The organism is Achromobacter sp. CSND-B12, assembly GCF_052906545.1.
In genome coordinates, this window is record NZ_JBREGJ010000001.1 from 4,857,201 (window position 1) to 4,872,624 (window position 15,424).

At 66.1% G+C, this 15,424-nt stretch carries 12 protein-coding genes; 9 read left to right on the forward strand and 3 right to left on the reverse strand.

From position 1 onward, the window contains the following. Nucleotides 1-137: 137 nt before the first annotated feature. The 8 genes from ACUTAG_RS22935 to ACUTAG_RS22970 all read left to right on the forward strand — a co-directional run bounded on the left by ACUTAG_RS22935 (nucleotide 138) and on the right by ACUTAG_RS22970 (nucleotide 7,185). Nucleotides 138-917: a GntR family transcriptional regulator gene (locus tag ACUTAG_RS22935; RefSeq protein WP_026384753.1), complete on the forward strand. Its 780-nt coding sequence runs from the start codon at nucleotides 138-140 to the stop codon at nucleotides 915-917. Between the two features lie 121 nt (nucleotides 918-1,038). Further along, a complete protein-coding gene (sdhC, locus tag ACUTAG_RS22940; RefSeq protein WP_006389362.1) occupies nucleotides 1,039-1,455 on the forward strand; it encodes a succinate dehydrogenase, cytochrome b556 subunit in 417 nt (138 codons plus the stop codon). Next, nucleotides 1,456-1,839, forward strand: coding sequence for a succinate dehydrogenase, hydrophobic membrane anchor protein (sdhD, locus tag ACUTAG_RS22945; RefSeq protein WP_006389363.1), 384 nt, complete (start codon nucleotides 1,456-1,458; stop codon nucleotides 1,837-1,839). 15 nt (nucleotides 1,840-1,854) lie between these two features. Then, the gene (sdhA, locus tag ACUTAG_RS22950; protein WP_194957103.1) at nucleotides 1,855-3,621 is read left to right on the forward strand and encodes a succinate dehydrogenase flavoprotein subunit; all 1,767 of its coding nucleotides are present in this window, start codon (nucleotides 1,855-1,857) and stop codon (nucleotides 3,619-3,621) included. A gap of 18 nt (nucleotides 3,622-3,639) precedes the next feature. Beyond that, entirely contained in the window at nucleotides 3,640-4,356 is a 717-nt protein-coding gene (locus ACUTAG_RS22955) for a succinate dehydrogenase iron-sulfur subunit (protein ID WP_024068140.1), read from the forward strand. Nucleotides 4,357-4,382: 26 nt separating this feature from the next. Further along, nucleotides 4,383-4,643, forward strand: coding sequence for a succinate dehydrogenase assembly factor 2 (locus ACUTAG_RS22960; protein WP_026384752.1), 261 nt, complete (start codon nucleotides 4,383-4,385; stop codon nucleotides 4,641-4,643). A 19-nt stretch (nucleotides 4,644-4,662) separates the two neighbouring features. Beyond that, complete coding sequence (locus ACUTAG_RS22965) at nucleotides 4,663-5,973, forward strand: citrate synthase (protein WP_006393556.1); 1,311 nt, start codon at nucleotides 4,663-4,665, stop codon at nucleotides 5,971-5,973. A gap of 81 nt (nucleotides 5,974-6,054) precedes the next feature. Then, a complete protein-coding gene (locus ACUTAG_RS22970; RefSeq protein ID WP_446650353.1) occupies nucleotides 6,055-7,185 on the forward strand; it encodes a hypothetical protein in 1,131 nt (376 codons plus the stop codon). Between the two features lie 37 nt (nucleotides 7,186-7,222). Here ACUTAG_RS22970 and ACUTAG_RS22975 read toward each other — a convergent pair whose 3' ends face one another. The 3 genes from ACUTAG_RS22975 to mdeB form a co-directional block, all read right to left on the reverse strand. Continuing rightward, on the reverse strand, nucleotides 7,223-7,675 hold the full coding sequence (locus ACUTAG_RS22975) for a DUF2214 family protein (protein WP_006389369.1): 453 nt from the start codon (nucleotides 7,673-7,675) through the stop codon (nucleotides 7,223-7,225). A 150-nt stretch (nucleotides 7,676-7,825) separates the two neighbouring features. Next, nucleotides 7,826-10,123, reverse strand: a complete 2,298-nt coding sequence (locus ACUTAG_RS22980) for an NADP-dependent malic enzyme (RefSeq protein WP_006389370.1) — start codon at nucleotides 10,121-10,123, stop codon at nucleotides 7,826-7,828. A gap of 243 nt (nucleotides 10,124-10,366) precedes the next feature. Continuing rightward, complete coding sequence (gene mdeB, locus ACUTAG_RS22985) at nucleotides 10,367-13,054, reverse strand: alpha-ketoglutarate dehydrogenase (RefSeq protein ID WP_446650457.1); 2,688 nt, start codon at nucleotides 13,052-13,054, stop codon at nucleotides 10,367-10,369. 296 nt (nucleotides 13,055-13,350) lie between these two features. On the opposite strand from mdeB, the gene ACUTAG_RS22990 reads away from it, so the two are divergent. Then, nucleotides 13,351-15,408: an OPT family oligopeptide transporter gene (locus tag ACUTAG_RS22990; protein ID WP_446650354.1), complete on the forward strand. Its 2,058-nt coding sequence runs from the start codon at nucleotides 13,351-13,353 to the stop codon at nucleotides 15,406-15,408. The last annotated feature ends 16 nt before the right edge of the window (nucleotides 15,409-15,424 follow it).

Consider the following 15,424-nt stretch of genomic DNA (forward strand, 5'->3'; position numbering starts at 1 on the left):
ATGCGCCGCAGCACCGCCGGCTGCGCGCCTGTATCAGGCCAGAACACCGGCACCGCAGCAGCGCATGCGAATGGAAACCGCATCGTTTGCGCTGCCTTTCCATTCTCCGGATGAACATGACACTTCCAAGACGATCCATGGCAGACCCCCGGCCCGAAACTCCCCTACGCACTCGCGCCGCCCGTCCAACGGGCGAGGGGGCCGCTTTCAGTCCGTTGTACCGCCAGATCAAGGACCTGCTCGTCCAGAGCCTGGACCGCGGCGAATGGAAGCCCGGCGAACTCATCCCCAGCGAAATCGATCTGGCCGCCCGTTTCCAGGTGAGCCAGGGCACGGTGCGCAAGGCGGTCGATGAGCTGGCCGCCGAACACTTGCTGCTGCGCCGCCAGGGCAAGGGCACCTTCGTCGCCACCCACCATGAAGCCCGCGTGCGCTACCGCTTCCTGCGCCTGGCCCCCGACGAAGAGGGCGAGGCCGGCCGCGCCGAAAGCCGCATCCTCGAATGCCGGCGCCTGCGGGCGCCCGCCGAGATCGCGCGCGCGCTCGACCTGCGGGCCGGCGAAACCGTCGTCATGATCCGCCGCCTGCTGTCCATGGGGCAGACACCCACCGTGCTGGACGACATCTGGCTGCCGGGGTCCATCTTCCGCGGCCTCACCTTCGAGCTGTTGAGCGCGAACAAGGCGCCGCTCTATGGCCTGTTTGAATCCGAGTTCGGCGTCAGCATGGTGCGCGCGGACGAAAAGCTGCGCGCGGTGGCCGCGCCAGCCGAAGTCTGTACGCTGCTTAATGTTGCCGCCGGCACGCCGTTGTTGCAGGTGGATCGTGTGTCGTACACGTACGGTGACCGCCCCATGGAAATCCGGCGGGGCTTGTACTTGACCGATCGATACCACTACCGCAATAGTCTGAATTGATGAGCTTTTTACCTACGATTTGATACCAACCCGATCTCTGGGCGAAAATACCGTGTTTGCCCGCAAGGGCCACGGCATTGCCGCCGTCACGATTCCCTAGTTCCGAAACACCGAGGCCGTCATGTCCGACACCGCTGCCAAGCCACGTCCGCAGTTTCGCAATATTGGGCTTGCCCAAGTTGCGTTCTCCTATCGCCTGCCCCTGGCCGGCAAGCTGTCCATCCTGCACCGCATCAGCGGCATATTGCTGTTCCTCTGTCTGCCCTTGGTCATTCTGCCGCTGTTCGCGGCCAGCGTGGCCTCGCCGCAGACCTTCGCGGCCGTGGCCGCGTATGCCGGCAATCCGATCGTCAAACTCGTCCTCCTGGTCCTGATCTGGGGCTACCTGCACCACTTCTGTGCGGGCATCCGCTACCTGTTGCTGGACCTGCACCTGGGCATCGACAAGCTGTCGGCCAAGAAAAGCGCCGGCGTGGTTTTCGGTGTCAGCCTGGCGCTGACCCTGGTGTTCGCCCTCAAACTGTTCGGAGTGCTGTAAATGGCCGCCGCTAAAAACTACGGACCCAAGCGCCTGGTCGTCGGCGCCCACTATGGCGTCATGGATTTCATCATCCAGCGCATCACCGCCGTCATCATGGCCGTGTATACGCTGGTGCTGCTCATCGGCATCCTGTTGATGCCTGCCTTCACGTATGAATCGTGGCACGCGCTGTTCACGTTCTACGTGGGCGTTCTTCCGGTCGGCCAGATCCTGGCGACCCTCGCATTCGTTGCGTTGGCCTGGCATGCCTGGATTGGCGTGCGCGACATCTGGATGGACTACGTCAAGCCGGTGGGCCTGCGCCTGCTGCTGCAAGTGCTGACGATCCTCTGGTTGATCGGTTCGGTCGTTTACTTCGCGCAAATCCTCTGGAGCATCTAAGCCGTGGTCTCTGTCATGAAATCCTTGCCGCGCCGCCAGTTTGATGTGGTGGTCGTTGGCGCCGGCGGAGCCGGCATGCGTTGTTCGCTGCAACTGTCCCAAGCGGGCCTGTCCGTTGCGGTGCTGTCCAAAGTGTTCCCCACGCGCTCGCACACCGTGGCCGCGCAAGGCGGCGTGAGCGCCTCGCTGGGCAACATGAGCGAAGACAACTGGTACTGGCACATGTACGACACCGTCAAGGGTTCGGACTGGCTGGGCGACCAGGACGCCATCGAGTTCATGTGCCGCGAAGCTCCCAATGCCGTGTACGAACTCGAGCACTTCGGCATGCCGTTCGACCGCAACCCCGACGGCACCATCTACCAGCGTCCGTTCGGCGGCCACACCGCCAACTTCGGTGAAAAGCCGGTCCAGCGCGCCTGTGCCGCTGCCGACCGTACCGGCCACGCGCTGCTGCACACCCTGTACCAGCGCAACGTCGCCGCCCGCACCCAGTTCTTCGTCGAATGGATGGCGCTGGACCTGCTGCGCAACGAAGCCGGCGACGTCGTGGGCGTGACCGCGCTCGAAATGGAAACCGGCGAGATCTACATCCTGGAAGCCAAGACCACGGTGCTGGCCACCGGCGGCGCCGGCCGCATCTGGGCCGCTTCCACCAACGCCTTCATCAACACCGGTGACGGCCTGGGCATGGCCGCCCGCGCGGGCATCCCGCTGCAGGACATGGAATTCTGGCAATTCCACCCGACCGGCGTGGCCGGCGCCGGCGTGCTGATCACCGAAGGCGTGCGCGGCGAAGGCGGCATCCTGCTGAACAAGGATGGCGAGCGCTTCATGGAGCGCTATGCGCCCACGCTGAAGGACCTGGCCCCGCGTGACTTCGTGTCGCGCTCGATGGACCAGGAAATCAAGGAAGGCCGCGGCTGCGGTCCGGACGGCAGCTACGTGGTGCTCAAGCTTGATCACCTCGGCGCCGACGTCATCAACAAGCGCCTGCCCTCGATCCGCGAAATCGCCATCAAGTTCGGCAACGTCGACCCGATCAAGGAACCGATCCCTGTCGTTCCGACCATCCACTACCAGATGGGCGGCATCCCGGCCAACTACCACGGCCAGGTGCTGACGCGTGAAAACGGCGAGAACAAGATCGTCAACGGCCTGTACGCCATCGGCGAATGCGCCGCGGTGTCGGTGCACGGCGCCAACCGCCTGGGCACCAACTCGCTGCTGGACCTGATCGTCTTCGGCCGCGCCACCGGCAACCACATCGTCAATTCGCATCCGGAACGCCAGCACGCGCACCAGCCCGTGCCGCAGCAGGCCGTCGAATTCTCGATGGATCGCATCAACAAGCTGGAGTCGCGCACCTCGGGCGAGAAGACCCAGGACATCGGCAACGCGATCCGCTTCTCGATGCAGCGCCACTGCGGCGTGTTCCGCACGCTGGACCTGCTGAACGAAGGCGTGACCCAGATCGAAGACCTGGCCAAGCAGGCCGACAACATCTACTTCAAGGACAAGTCCAAGGTGTTCAACACCGCGCGCGTCGAGGCGCTGGAACTGGCCAACATGACCGAAGTGGCCCGCGCCACCATCAAGTCGGCCGCCAACCGCACCGAAAGCCGCGGCGCCCACGCGCTGGACGACCACCCGACCCGTGACGACGAGAACTGGCTCAAGCATACGCTGTGGTACTCCGAAGGCAGCCGCCTGGATTACAAGCCCGTGCAGATGAAGCCGCTGACGGTCGAGTCCTTCCCGCCCAAGGCGCGTACCTTCTAAGTCCGGATAGAGCCTACTATGAGCACCAAGAGAATCGTCAAGTTCGAAATCTACCGCTACGATCCGGACAAGGACGAGCGCCCCTACATGCAGAAGCTGGAAGTCGAACTCCAGCCCACCGACAAGATGCTGCTCGATGCGCTGGTGCGCATCAAGAACGACGTCGACGACAGCCTGGCCCTGCGCCGCTCATGCCGTGAAGGCGTGTGCGGTTCGGACGCCATGAACATCAACGGCAAGAACGGCCTGGCCTGCACGACCAACCTGCGCGAGCTGAAGGAACCGATCGTGCTGCGCCCGCTGCCGGGCCTGCCCGTGATCCGCGACCTGATCGTGGACATGACGCACTTCTTCAACCAGTACCACTCGATCCGCCCGTACCTCATCAACGACACGCCGCCGCCCGAGAAAGAGCGCCTGCAGTCGCCCGAGGCGCGCGAAGAGCTGGATGGCCTGTACGAGTGCATCCTGTGCGCGTGCTGTTCCACTTCCTGCCCGTCGTTCTGGTGGAATCCGGACAAGTTCGTCGGCCCGGCCGGCCTGCTGCAAGCCTACCGCTTCATCGCCGACAGCCGCGACGAAGCCACCGGCAGCCGTCTGGACAACCTGGAAGACCCGTACCGCCTGTTCCGTTGCCACACCATCATGAACTGCGTCGACGTCTGTCCCAAGGGACTGAACCCGACCAAGGCCATTGGCAAGATCAAGGAACTGATGGTCCGTCGCACGGTCTAGTAGTTTGGTGTACTTAAGGTGTAATGATGAGCAGGCTTACTGAACTGGAACGGGCGCGTCTGCGTTGGCGGGCGCGCCGGGGTCTGCTCGAAAACGACTTGATCATCACCCGGTATCTCGACGCCCACGAGGCCGAGCTTACCGACGATGACGTGACGGCATTGACGCAGCTCTTCGAGTTGGGAGACAACGATCTTCTCGACCTGCTGCTGGCCCGCAAGGAGCTCGAGGGCGCACTGGACACGCCCCGGCTCCGCGGCATCATCGGCCAGATGCGGTCGCTCTGATTAATTGAGAGGAAAAAACATGAACCTGTCTGACAAAAAAGCCACTCTGTCCTTCTCGGACGGCAGCGCACCCATTGAGTTCCCTGTCTACAAGGGCACGGTCGGTCCGGATGTGATCGACATCCGCAAGCTGTACGGCCAGACGGGCATGTTCACGTTCGACCCCGGTTTCATGTCGACCGCGGCTTGCGAATCGGGCATCACCTACATCGACGGCGACAAGGGCGAGCTGCTGTACCGCGGCTACCCGATCGAACAGCTGGCCGTCAATTGCGATTTCATGGACATCTGCTACCTGATCCTGAACGGCGAACTGCCGAACCAGGAACAGAAGGCCGACTTCGATTCGCAAGTGACCCATCACACGATGGTCAACGAACAGCTGCACTTCTTCCTGCGCGGCTTCCGTCGCGACGCCCACCCGATGGCCGTCCTGACGGGCCTGGTGGGCGCGCTGTCGGCGTTCTACCACGACTCGACCGACATCACGAACCCGCAGCATCGTCACATCTCGGCCATCCGCCTGATCGCCAAGATGCCGACGCTGGTCGCGATGGCGTACAAGTACTCGCAAGGCCAACCGTTCATCTACCCGCAGAACGACCTGTCCTACACGGGCAACTTCCTGCGCATGATGTTCGCCACGCCGTGCGAAGATTACAAGGTCAACGAAGTCGTCGAGCGCGCGCTCGACCGCATCTTCATCCTGCACGCCGACCACGAGCAGAACGCCTCGACCTCCACGGTCCGCCTGTGCGGTTCGTCGGGCACCAACCCGTTCGCCGCCATCTCGGCCGGCGTGGCTTGCCTGTGGGGCCCGGCTCACGGCGGCGCCAACGAAGCTTGCCTGCAGATGCTCGAAGAGCTGCAAGCCAACGGCGGCATCGCCAAGGTCGGCGAGTTCATGGAGAAGGTCAAGGACAAGAACTCGGGCGTGCGCCTGATGGGCTTTGGCCACCGCGTCTACAAGAACTACGACCCGCGCGCCAAGCTGATGCAGGAAACGTGCAAGGAAGTGCTCTCGGCCCTGGGCCTGGAAAACGACCCGCTGTTCAAGCTGGCCATGGAACTGGAACGCATCGCCCTGTCGGATCCGTACTTCGTGCAGCGCAAGCTGTACCCGAACGTGGACTTCTACTCGGGTATCGTCCAGCGCGCCATCGGCATCCCGACCTCGCTGTTCACGGCCATCTTCGCGCTGGCCCGCACGGTGGGCTGGATCGCCCAGTGGAACGAAATGCTGTCGGATCCCGATTACAAGATCGGCCGTCCGCGCCAGCTGTTCACCGGTTCGGTCACGCGCGACGTGCCCCCGATGGACAAGCGTTGATACGCTTTCCCGCGTGAACAAAAAAACCGCCTTCGGGCGGTTTTTTGTTGCCTGGCGATCGGGCATTCGCGGCGTGGCGCTTTGGCGTTTATCATCCTGGCCATGATTCCGATAGCGCTACCCTCCGCGGGCTTCTACATCTTCCTGTCCCTGGGATTCCTCGCCGGCCTGGTGCTGCTTGGCTGGGCGCTGGTGCTGATTGCCAGCAGGGGGGCGCGGCGCGCCGTCCGCAGGTACTGGAAGACTTCCAGCCTGGTGTTCGTGGTGCTGGCGGTGCCGTTTGCCTTCTATGGCTGGGTGCAGACCGCGATCTGGCAGATCGAGCGTGAAAGCGACCGCCGCGAGGCTGCCCGCAACGTCACGCTGGAGGCGCCGACGACGGTGGCGGGCATTGTCATGCCCGCCGGCACGCGCCTGAAGCTGCAGGATGAGGGCCAGCTGGAAACCTACGTCGAAGCCGAATTTGCGCAGCCCGTGGCCATGTACGGCGTGCAGGCCTCGCGCGCGCAGCGCTACCTGGACACCGAATACGACAGCGAGACCTACGCGCTGCGCGGGCGTCATCCGCGTAGCGTCCTGCTGCGCGGCGCGGGCAACCAGGCGGTGCTGGGCTGGCAGTGCGACGCCACCCAGGACATTGAATTCGACGTGGCGAAAGATGGCGCGATGGTGGCGTTGAACAAGTGCGTGTTCGGGCCCGGCAACCGGGTCGAGGAACTGGATCTCGCGCCCGGGTCCATCGTCTATGGTTCGACCGGCACCGTCTACACCGATGGCTCGCGCGATGCGGATCAATGGCGCATCGAGGTCAAGGACCCGGTCGCGGTCAAGGTATTCGGGCTGCCGTTGAGCGAGCCGCGGCTCTATCTGGATGGCGAGCGGCGGCTGCTGCGCGTGAGCGATGCGGAGCTGGCCTGCCCGACGCGCCTGGGCGGCGTGAGCTACGCCGCGGGCACGCAGGTCAAGACGGTGCGGCGCGGCCGCGGCGATGAGCGTGAACCCTATCCGGGTGTGCTGGTGTTGAGTCCGTGGAACGGCCAGGTCGCCAGGCGCGAGGGCCAGGCCGACGTGCCCGAGGGCATGTCGGTGATGCAGACGCTGGCGGGCGAGGTCGTGGACGTGGTCAAGAACGACACGGTGGGGGTGTTCCATTTCGCCACCATCACGGTCGGTGACGACATGCCGCAGCCGACCCGCGCGCGCTGTCCCTGATGCGCGCGGACTGTGTGCCTCGCGGGTGGTGCGCGCCTCACGCGCCGATGCCGCGCGCCATCAGGACGGCGAACAGCGGCAGGAAGATGAACAGGTGCGATTCGATCATCACCCAGCGGCGGGCGCGCTTGATCTGCGCGGCGTCGGGCACGAAGGCCGGCTGCTGGCGCGCCTGTTTGGCCCAGCGCAGGAAGGCCAGTGTGGGCGGGATCGAACAGAGCCCGATGATGACGAACAGCGTGATCTTGGCGTGGAACCAGGGGTTGCCCATGTAGAAGGCGGCGCCCTTGATGCCCAGCATCAGGCGCAGCACGCCGGTGGCCAGCACCAGGATCGCGCTGAGCAGGTACAGCCGGTCGTAGATCACCAGGCGCTTGAGCGTGGCTGGCGTCAGGTCGGGGCGCAGCAGCACCGCTTCGGCGGTCAGCACCACCACCAGCACGAAGATGGCAAGGAAATGAAACCAGGCCAGGAAGGCGTCGAGCAGCATAGGGTCAGGCTCCGGTAGGAAAGGGGCGAGGAGAGTCTCTGCTCCGTTTTTACCATTGGCCCGTCGCCGCGCACTATCGTGGCATCAAGCAGGACAGAAAAAAGGACGCCCCGCGGGGCGTCCCTTGCCATGTCGATCAGCGCAATGCGATCAACGGCGCTTCTTGGCGGCTTCGGCGGCTTCCTGCTGCGCATCGACCACGGCCAGCGCGGTCATGTTGACGATGCGGCGCACGGTGGCGCTGGTCGTCAGGATGTGCACCGGGCGCGCGGCGCCCAGCAGGATCGGACCCATCGCGACGCCATTGCTGCCGGTCATCTTCAGCATGTTGTACGTGATGTTGCCGGTGTCCAGCGTCGGCATGACCAGCAGGTTGGCGCGGCCCTTCAGGGTGCTGTCCGGGTAGGCCAGCACGCGGATCTTTTCCGACAGGGCGGCGTCGGCGTGCATTTCGCCGTCCACTTCCAGGTCGGGCGCGCGGTCCTGCACCAGCTGGCGCGCGGCGGCCATCTTGCGCGACGACTCCGTGACGCGGCTGCCGAAGTTCGAATGCGACAGCAGGGCGATCTTGGGCACCACGCCGAAACGCAGCATCTCGTCGGCGGCCTGGATGGTGATGTTGGCGACTTCCTCGGCCGACGGGTTCTCGTTGACGTGGGTGTCGGTGACGAACAGCGTCTGGTCGGGCAGCATCAGCACGTTCAGGGCGGCGTAGGTCTGGCCTTCCTTCTTGCCGATGATCTCGTCGATGTACTTGAGCTGGTTGTCGTACTTGCTGGCCACGCCGCACAGCAGCGCGTCGGCATCGCCGCGGCGCAGCAGCATCGCGCCGATCAGCGTGTTGTGCTTGCGGATCATCGCCTTGGCGATGGCCGGGGTCACGCCTTCGCGGCCCTTGAGCTGGTAGTACGCGCTCCAGGTTTCGTTGAAGCGGCTGTCGTCCTCGGGATCGACGATCTCGAAGTGCTGGCCGGCGATCAGGCGCAGGCCGAACTTCTTGATGCGCATCTCGATCACCGACGGGCGGCCGATCAGGATCGGGAACGCCAGCTTTTCATCGGCCACGGTCTGCACCGCGCGCAGCACGCGCTCGTCTTCGCCGTCGGCGTAGATGACGCGCTTGGGCGCCTTCTTGGCCTGGGCGAACAGCGGGCGCATCAGCTGGCCCGAGTGGTAGACGAAGCCCATCAGCTTCTGGCGGTAGGCCTCGATGTCCTCGATCGGACGGGCCGCCACGCCGGAGTCGGCGGCAGCCTGGGCCACGGCCGGGGCGATCTGCACGATCAGGCGCGGGTCGAACGGCTTGGGGATGATGTAGTCGGGGCCGAACGACAGTTCCTGGCCGGCGTAGGCGCGGGCCACTTCATCGTTCTGCTCGGCCTGGGCCAGCTCGGCGATGGCCTTGACGCACGCCAGCTTCATTTCCTCGGTGATGCGCGAGGCGCCGGCATCCATGGCGCCGCGGAAGATGAAGGGGAAGCACAGCACGTTGTTGACCTGGTTCGGGTAGTCCGAACGGCCGGTGGCGATGATGCAGTCCGGGCGGGCGGCCTTGGCGACTTCCGGGCGGATTTCCGGTTCCGGGTTGGCCAGCGCCAGGATCAGCGGACGATCGGCCATGGTCTTGACCATGTCGGCGGTCAGCACGCCGGCGGTCGAGCAGCCCAGGAACACGTCGGCGCCGTTGACCACGTCGGCCAGCGTGCGCGCGTCGGTCTTCTGCGCGTAGCGCTTCTTGTTGGCTTCCATGTTTTCATCGCGGCCTTCCCAGATCACGCCGCGCGAATCCACCACGTAGATGTTCTCGCGCTTGACGCCCAGGTGCACCAGCAGGTCCAGGCAGGCGATGGCGGCGGCGCCGGCGCCCGAGCAGGCCAGTTTGACCGTGCCGATGTCCTTGCCCACGACCTTCAGGCCGTTCAGGATGGCGGCCGACGAGATGATGGCGGTGCCGTGCTGGTCGTCGTGGAAGACGGGGATCTTCATGCGTTCGCGCAGCTTCTTCTCGATGTAGAAGCACTCGGGCGCCTTGATGTCCTCGAGGTTGACGCCGCCGAGCGTGGGCTCGAGCGCGGCGATGATGTCGACCAGCTTGTCGGGGTCGTTCTCGGCCAGTTCGATGTCGAACACGTCGATGCCGGCGAACTTCTTGAACAGGCAGCCCTTGCCTTCCATGACCGGCTTGGCGGCCAGCGGGCCGATGTTGCCCAGGCCCAGCACGGCCGTGCCGTTGGTGATCACGCCCACCAGGTTGCCGCGCGAGGTGTACTTGGACGCGGCGTCGTCGCCCTGGTCGAAGATGGCCATGCAGGCGGCGGCCACGCCGGGCGAGTACGCCAGCGACAGGTCGTCCTGGTTGGCGAGGGGCTTGGTCGGGGTGACCGAGATTTTGCCGGGGGTGGGATAGGCGTGGTAATCCAACGCCAGCTTGGTGAGGGTTTCGTCCATGGGATACAGCCTTTTCGGCGCTAACTGTAGGTAAAAAGCGGAAAGCAAAAAGCGGGCTCGCGGCCCGCCGTATTCTTTGGGAAATGCTTAGGGAACACCCGTATTTCAACAGAAAGCGGCGCGAATTGGTTGCTGCACCGCAGCGATCGTCCGATTTTGATCAAGGCGGCGCGCTTCGTGATGACGCCGGTGAAAAAGGAGAAAAGCCCCGGTTCGGGGCTTTTCTCCTTTGCTTTCAGGGTGTTATTGCGCCCAGGGCGGCGTGGCGCGATCGGCCGCGCCCAGTTTGAGGCGCAATGCGTTGGCTTGCTCCTGCCGGCCCAGGCTGTCCAGCGCGTGCAGCACGATCCAGTCGGCGCTGACTTCGAAGAAGTCACGCAGGCGGGCGCGGGTGTCGCTGCGGCCGAAGCCGTCGGTGCCCAGCGTGCGGTAGGGCGCGGGCACCCAGGCGCGGATCTGCTCGGGCACGGCGCGCACGTAGTCGGTCGCGGCCACCACCGGCGCGTCGCTGCCGCCCAGGCAGGCGCGCACCCAGTCCGCGTCCGGCGCGGCAGGCAGGCCGAGCGCGCGGGCGCGTTCGGCCTCGCGGCCGTCGCGCGCCAGTTCGGAGAAGCTGGTCACGCTCCAGACCTCGGCATCCACGCCGTATTCCGCATGCAGGCGCTCGGCGGCCATTTCCGCTTCGCGCAGCATGGGGCCGGCGCCCAGCAGGCGCACGGCCGCCTGCTGGCGGGCCGGGCGCAGGCGGTACATGCCGCGCAGAATGCCCTCGGCCGCCGCGCCGTCCCGCGGCAGGTCGGGCTGCGCCAGGTTCTCGTTGGTGACGGTCAGGTAGAAGAATTCGTCGCGCTGTTCGTCCAGCATGCGGCGCATGCCGTATTCGACGATCACCGCGACTTCATAGGCGTAGGCCGGATCGTAGGCGCGGCAGTTGGGCACGGCCGCGGCCATGATGTGGCTGGAGCCGTCCTGGTGCTGCAAGCCTTCGCCGCCCAGCGTGGTGCGGCCGGAGGTGGCGCCGATGAGGAAGCCGCGCGTGCGCTGGTCGGCCGCGGCCCAGATCAGGTCGCCGATGCGCTGGAAGCCGAACATCGAGTAATAGATATAGAAGGGCAGCATCGGCAGCCCGTTGACCGAGTAGCTGGTGCCGGCCGCCGTCCACGACGAGATCGCGCCCGCCTCGGTGATGCCTTCTTCCAGGATCTGGCCGTCGCGCGCCTCGCGGTAGTACAGCACCGAGCCGATGTCCTCGGGTTCGTACAGCTGGCCTTGCGCCGAATAGATGCCGATCTGGCGGAACAGGTTGGCCATGCCGAAGGTGCGCGCTTCGTCGGCCACGATGGGCACGATGCGCGGGCCGACCTGCGGGTCTTTCAACAGCGCCGTCAGCATGCGCACGATGGCCATGGTGGACGACATTTCCTTGCCGTCGGCGTTGAGCGCGAAGCGGGCCCATTGATCGACCGCGGGCGGCGACAGGCGCGGCGCCTGCGTCCGGCGGCGCGGGATGTGGCCGCCCAGCGCGGCGCGGCGCGCCTGCAGGTGGCGCAGCTCGGCGCTGTCGTCGGCGGGACGGTAGAACTTGAGCGCCAGGCAGTCGGCGTCGGAGATCGGCAGGGCGAAGCGGTCGCGGAAGGCCAGCAGCGCCTCGTCGTCCAGCTTCTTCTGCTGGTGGGTGGTCATCTTGCCCTGGCCGGCCGCGCCCATGCCGAAGCCCTTCTTGGTCTGCGCCAGGATCACGGTGGGCTGGCCGCGGTGATGCGCGGCACGGTGATACGCGGCGTGGATCTTGACCATGTCGTGGCCGCCACGATGCAACCGGTCGATGGCTTCGTCGGTCCAGTCGGCCACCAGCGCCGCCAGTTCGGGATTCTGGTTGAAGAAGTGGGCGCGGTTGAAGGCGCCGTCGTTGGCGGCGAAGGTCTGGAACTGGCCGTCCACCGTGTTGGCGAAGGCGCGCGCCAGGGCGCCGTTGCCGTCCCGGCGCAGCAGGGCGTCCCAGTCGCTGCCCCAGACCAGCTTGATGACGTTCCAGCCGGCGCCGGCGTACAGGGTTTCGAGTTCGTCGATGATGCGGCCGTTGCCGCGCACCGGGCCGTCCAGGCGCTGCAGGTTGCAGTTGACCACGAACACCAGGTTGTCGAGCTTTTCGCGCGCGGCCAGGGTCAGCGCGGCGATGGATTCGGGCTCGTCCATCTCGCCGTCGCCGAAGATGCCCCAGACCTTGCGGTCACTCGCGGGCACCAGCGAACGGTGTTCCAGGTAGCGCATGAAGCGCGCCTGGTAGATGGCGTTGATGGGGCCGATGCCCATCGAGCCGGTCGGGAACTGCCAGAAGTCCGGCATCAACCACGGGTGCGGGTACGACGACAGCCCGCGCAGGCCGCGCGAGGTGGCGGTGATTTCCTGGCGGAAGTGGGCCAGGTCGTCCTCGCTGAGGAAGCCTTCGAGGTAGGCGCGGGCGTAGACGCCGGGCGCCGAGTGCGGTTGCATGTAGACCAGGTCGCCCGGACCGTCGGCGCCGGCGGCGCGGAAGAAGTGGTTGAAGCCGACCTCGAACAGGTCGGCGGCCGAGGCGTAGCTGGCGATGTGGCCACCCAGCTCGCCATGGGCCTGGTTGGCGCGCACCACCATGGCCAGCGCGTTCCAGCGGTTGATGCGGGCGATGCGTTCCTCGACCGCCAGGTTGCCGGGAAAGGGAGGTTCCTGGTCGGCGGGAATGGTGTTCAGGTAGGCGGTGCGCGTCTGGCTGTTGGCGCGCAGTCCCAGCGTGGCGGCATGCCCCAGCAGGTTATCCAGCACATAGCCGGCCCGCTCGGCGCCCGAGGCCTCGACCAGGGACTGCAGGCCGTCGCGCCACTCGGCGGTTTCGGCCGGATCGGCGTCATGCCGGGGGTCTGGTCCGGCGGAGGAATGGCTGGCGTCGCACATGATGGTTTTGTCTCCTTGTAGCGCCATGCTAGTCCTGTCCACGGGGCATGGGTGATCAAAATACCGCCGTGAAAAGCAGGTTTTCAGCATAATCGTTTGCCAGGCTGGGGATGGGCGGCAGGATCTGCCGCCCAGGGCCGCTTACCGGTGGTGACCACCTGCTGGACGCCAAGGCGCTAGAATTCGCCCTTCATAAAAAACAAACCGGCAACCAGACAGGGCGGCAACGCCCTGATAGCCGGGGCCGTCCCGCCCCACAGGCGGGATCGCGTCCCGGCCAGTAAAGGGAGACTTCAATGACTCAACCCACCAGCGTCCCGGCAGAGGTCACGCTACCGGAACTGACGTTCCGCGGCGTGCTGCTGGGCGCAGTGATCACCATCATCTTTACCGCCTCCAACGTGTTCCTGGGGCTCAAGGTCGGCCTGACCTTCTCGTCGGCGATCCCGGCGGCGGTGATTTCCATGTCGGTGTTGCGCCTGTTCAAGGACGCCAACATCCTCGAGAACAACATGGTGCAGACGCAGGCCTCGGCGGCCGGCACGCTGTCTGCCATCATCTTCATCCTGCCCGCCCTGGTCATGATGGGCCACTGGCAGGGCTTTCCGTTCTGGCAGACCCTGGGCATCTGCGCCGCTGGCGGCATGCTGGGCGTGATGTTCACGATTCCGCTGCGCCACGTGATGGTGGTGCAGAGCGACCTGCCGTACCCGGAAGGCGTGGCGGCGGCGGAGATCCTGCGGGTCGGCAGCGCCGAGCGCGCCCAGGACGTGGCAGCGGATGCCGGGCGGGCGCCGGCCGGGCCGGCCGCCACCGGCATGGGCGACATCGTCAGCGGCGGCGTGGCGGCGGCAGCGGTCAGCTTCGCGGCCAGCGGCCTGCGGGTGCTGGGCGACGGCGTCAGCGGCTGGTTCGCGCTGGGTGGCGCGGTGTTCCGGCTGCCGATGGGGTTTTCGCTGGCGCTGCTGGGCGCCGGCTACCTGATCGGCATCGTGGCCGGCCTGGCCATGCTGACCGGCCTGGTGATTTCGTGGGGCATCGCGGTGCCGATCCTGACCTCGATGGCCGAGATCCCCGCGGACATGTCGCTGGCGAAGTTCGCCACCGGATTGTGGTCGTCGCAGGTGCGCTTCATCGGCGCCGGCGTGATCGGCGTGGGCGCCATCTGGACGCTGGCGACGCTGTTCATGCCGATGGCGCGTGGCGTCAAGGCCTCCTTCTCGGCGTTGACCCGCGCGGGCGCGGCGCGCGCCGGCAAGGCGCCGCGCACCGAGCGCGACCTGTCCGCGGGCTGGATCTCGGTCGTCACGCTGGTGCTGGTGGCGGTGCTGGTGATCACGTTCCAGGTGTTCCTGGCGGACGCGCCGCTGTCGGCCGCGGCGGTCTGGAAGCTGGTGGCCTACGCGGTGTTGTTCGCCTTCGTATTCGGCTTCCTGGTGGCGGCGGCCTGCGGCTACATGGCCGGCCTGGTGGGCACTTCGACCAGCCCGATCTCGGGCGTGGGCATCGTTGCCATCGTGCTGGTGTCGCTGTTGCTACTGGTCCTGGGCGGTGAACTGCTGGCGGTGCAGAATGGCGTGCAGATGACCATCGCGCTGGCGATCTTCAGCACGTCGGCGGTGGTGGCGGTGGCGTCGATCTCCAATGACAATCTGCAGGACCTGAAGACCGGCTGGCTGGTGGGCGCGACCCCGTGGCGCCAGCAAGTGGCGCTATTGATCGGTTGCGTCCTTGGCGCGGCGGTGATCTCGCCGGTGCTGGACCTGCTGTACAACGCCTACGGCTTCGCCGATGCGATGCCGCGCGAAGGCATGGACCCGTCCCAGGCGCTGTCGGCGCCGCAGGCCACGCTGATGCTGGCGATCGCGCGCGGCATCTTCACGCACCAGCTGAACTGGACCATGATCCTGATCGGCATGGCGGTGGGCGTCGGCCTGATCGTGGTGGACGAGATCCTCAAGCGCACCTGCAAGGTGGCCCGCATCCCGGTGCTGGCGGTGGGCATCGGCATCTACCTGCCGCCGACCGTGGCGGCGCCGATCGTGGTCGGCGCGCTGCTGGCCTGGCTGCTGGAGCGCGCGCTGCGCCGCCGCGCGGCGGCCGCCGGCAAGGACTATGCATCGTTCGCCGACGCCGCCAACCGGCGCGGCGTGCTGATCGCCTCGGGCCTGATCGTGGGCGAGAGCCTGGTGGGGGTGGTGATGGCGGCGATCATCGGCGCCTCCGGCACCGACGCGCCGCTGGCGATCGCGGGCGAGGAATTCGCGCGCACCGCCTCGTTCCTGGGGCTGGCGGTGTTCGCGCTGGTGGCGGTGCTGTTCTGGCGCCGGGTGATGCGCCTGGCGCGGCCATAGGCCAGGCGTTGCGCCA

Coding starts and splice junctions, on each gene's coding strand:
- ACUTAG_RS22935 (WP_026384753.1), top strand. CDS start 138: ATGGCAGACCCCCGGCCCGAAACTCCCCTACGCACTCGCGCCGCCCGT.
- sdhC (WP_006389362.1), top strand. CDS start 1,039: ATGTCCGACACCGCTGCCAAGCCACGTCCGCAGTTTCGCAATATTGGG.
- sdhD (WP_006389363.1), top strand. CDS start 1,456: ATGGCCGCCGCTAAAAACTACGGACCCAAGCGCCTGGTCGTCGGCGCC.
- sdhA (WP_194957103.1), top strand. CDS start 1,855: ATGAAATCCTTGCCGCGCCGCCAGTTTGATGTGGTGGTCGTTGGCGCC.
- ACUTAG_RS22955 (WP_024068140.1), top strand. CDS start 3,640: ATGAGCACCAAGAGAATCGTCAAGTTCGAAATCTACCGCTACGATCCG.
- ACUTAG_RS22960 (WP_026384752.1), top strand. CDS start 4,383: ATGAGCAGGCTTACTGAACTGGAACGGGCGCGTCTGCGTTGGCGGGCG.
- ACUTAG_RS22965 (WP_006393556.1), top strand. CDS start 4,663: ATGAACCTGTCTGACAAAAAAGCCACTCTGTCCTTCTCGGACGGCAGC.
- ACUTAG_RS22975 (WP_006389369.1), bottom strand. CDS start 7,675: ATGCTGCTCGACGCCTTCCTGGCCTGGTTTCATTTCCTTGCCATCTTC.
- ACUTAG_RS22980 (WP_006389370.1), bottom strand. CDS start 10,123: ATGGACGAAACCCTCACCAAGCTGGCGTTGGATTACCACGCCTATCCC.
- mdeB (WP_446650457.1), bottom strand. CDS start 13,054: ATGTGCGACGCCAGCCATTCCTCCGCCGGACCAGACCCCCGGCATGAC.
- ACUTAG_RS22990 (WP_446650354.1), top strand. CDS start 13,351: ATGACTCAACCCACCAGCGTCCCGGCAGAGGTCACGCTACCGGAACTG.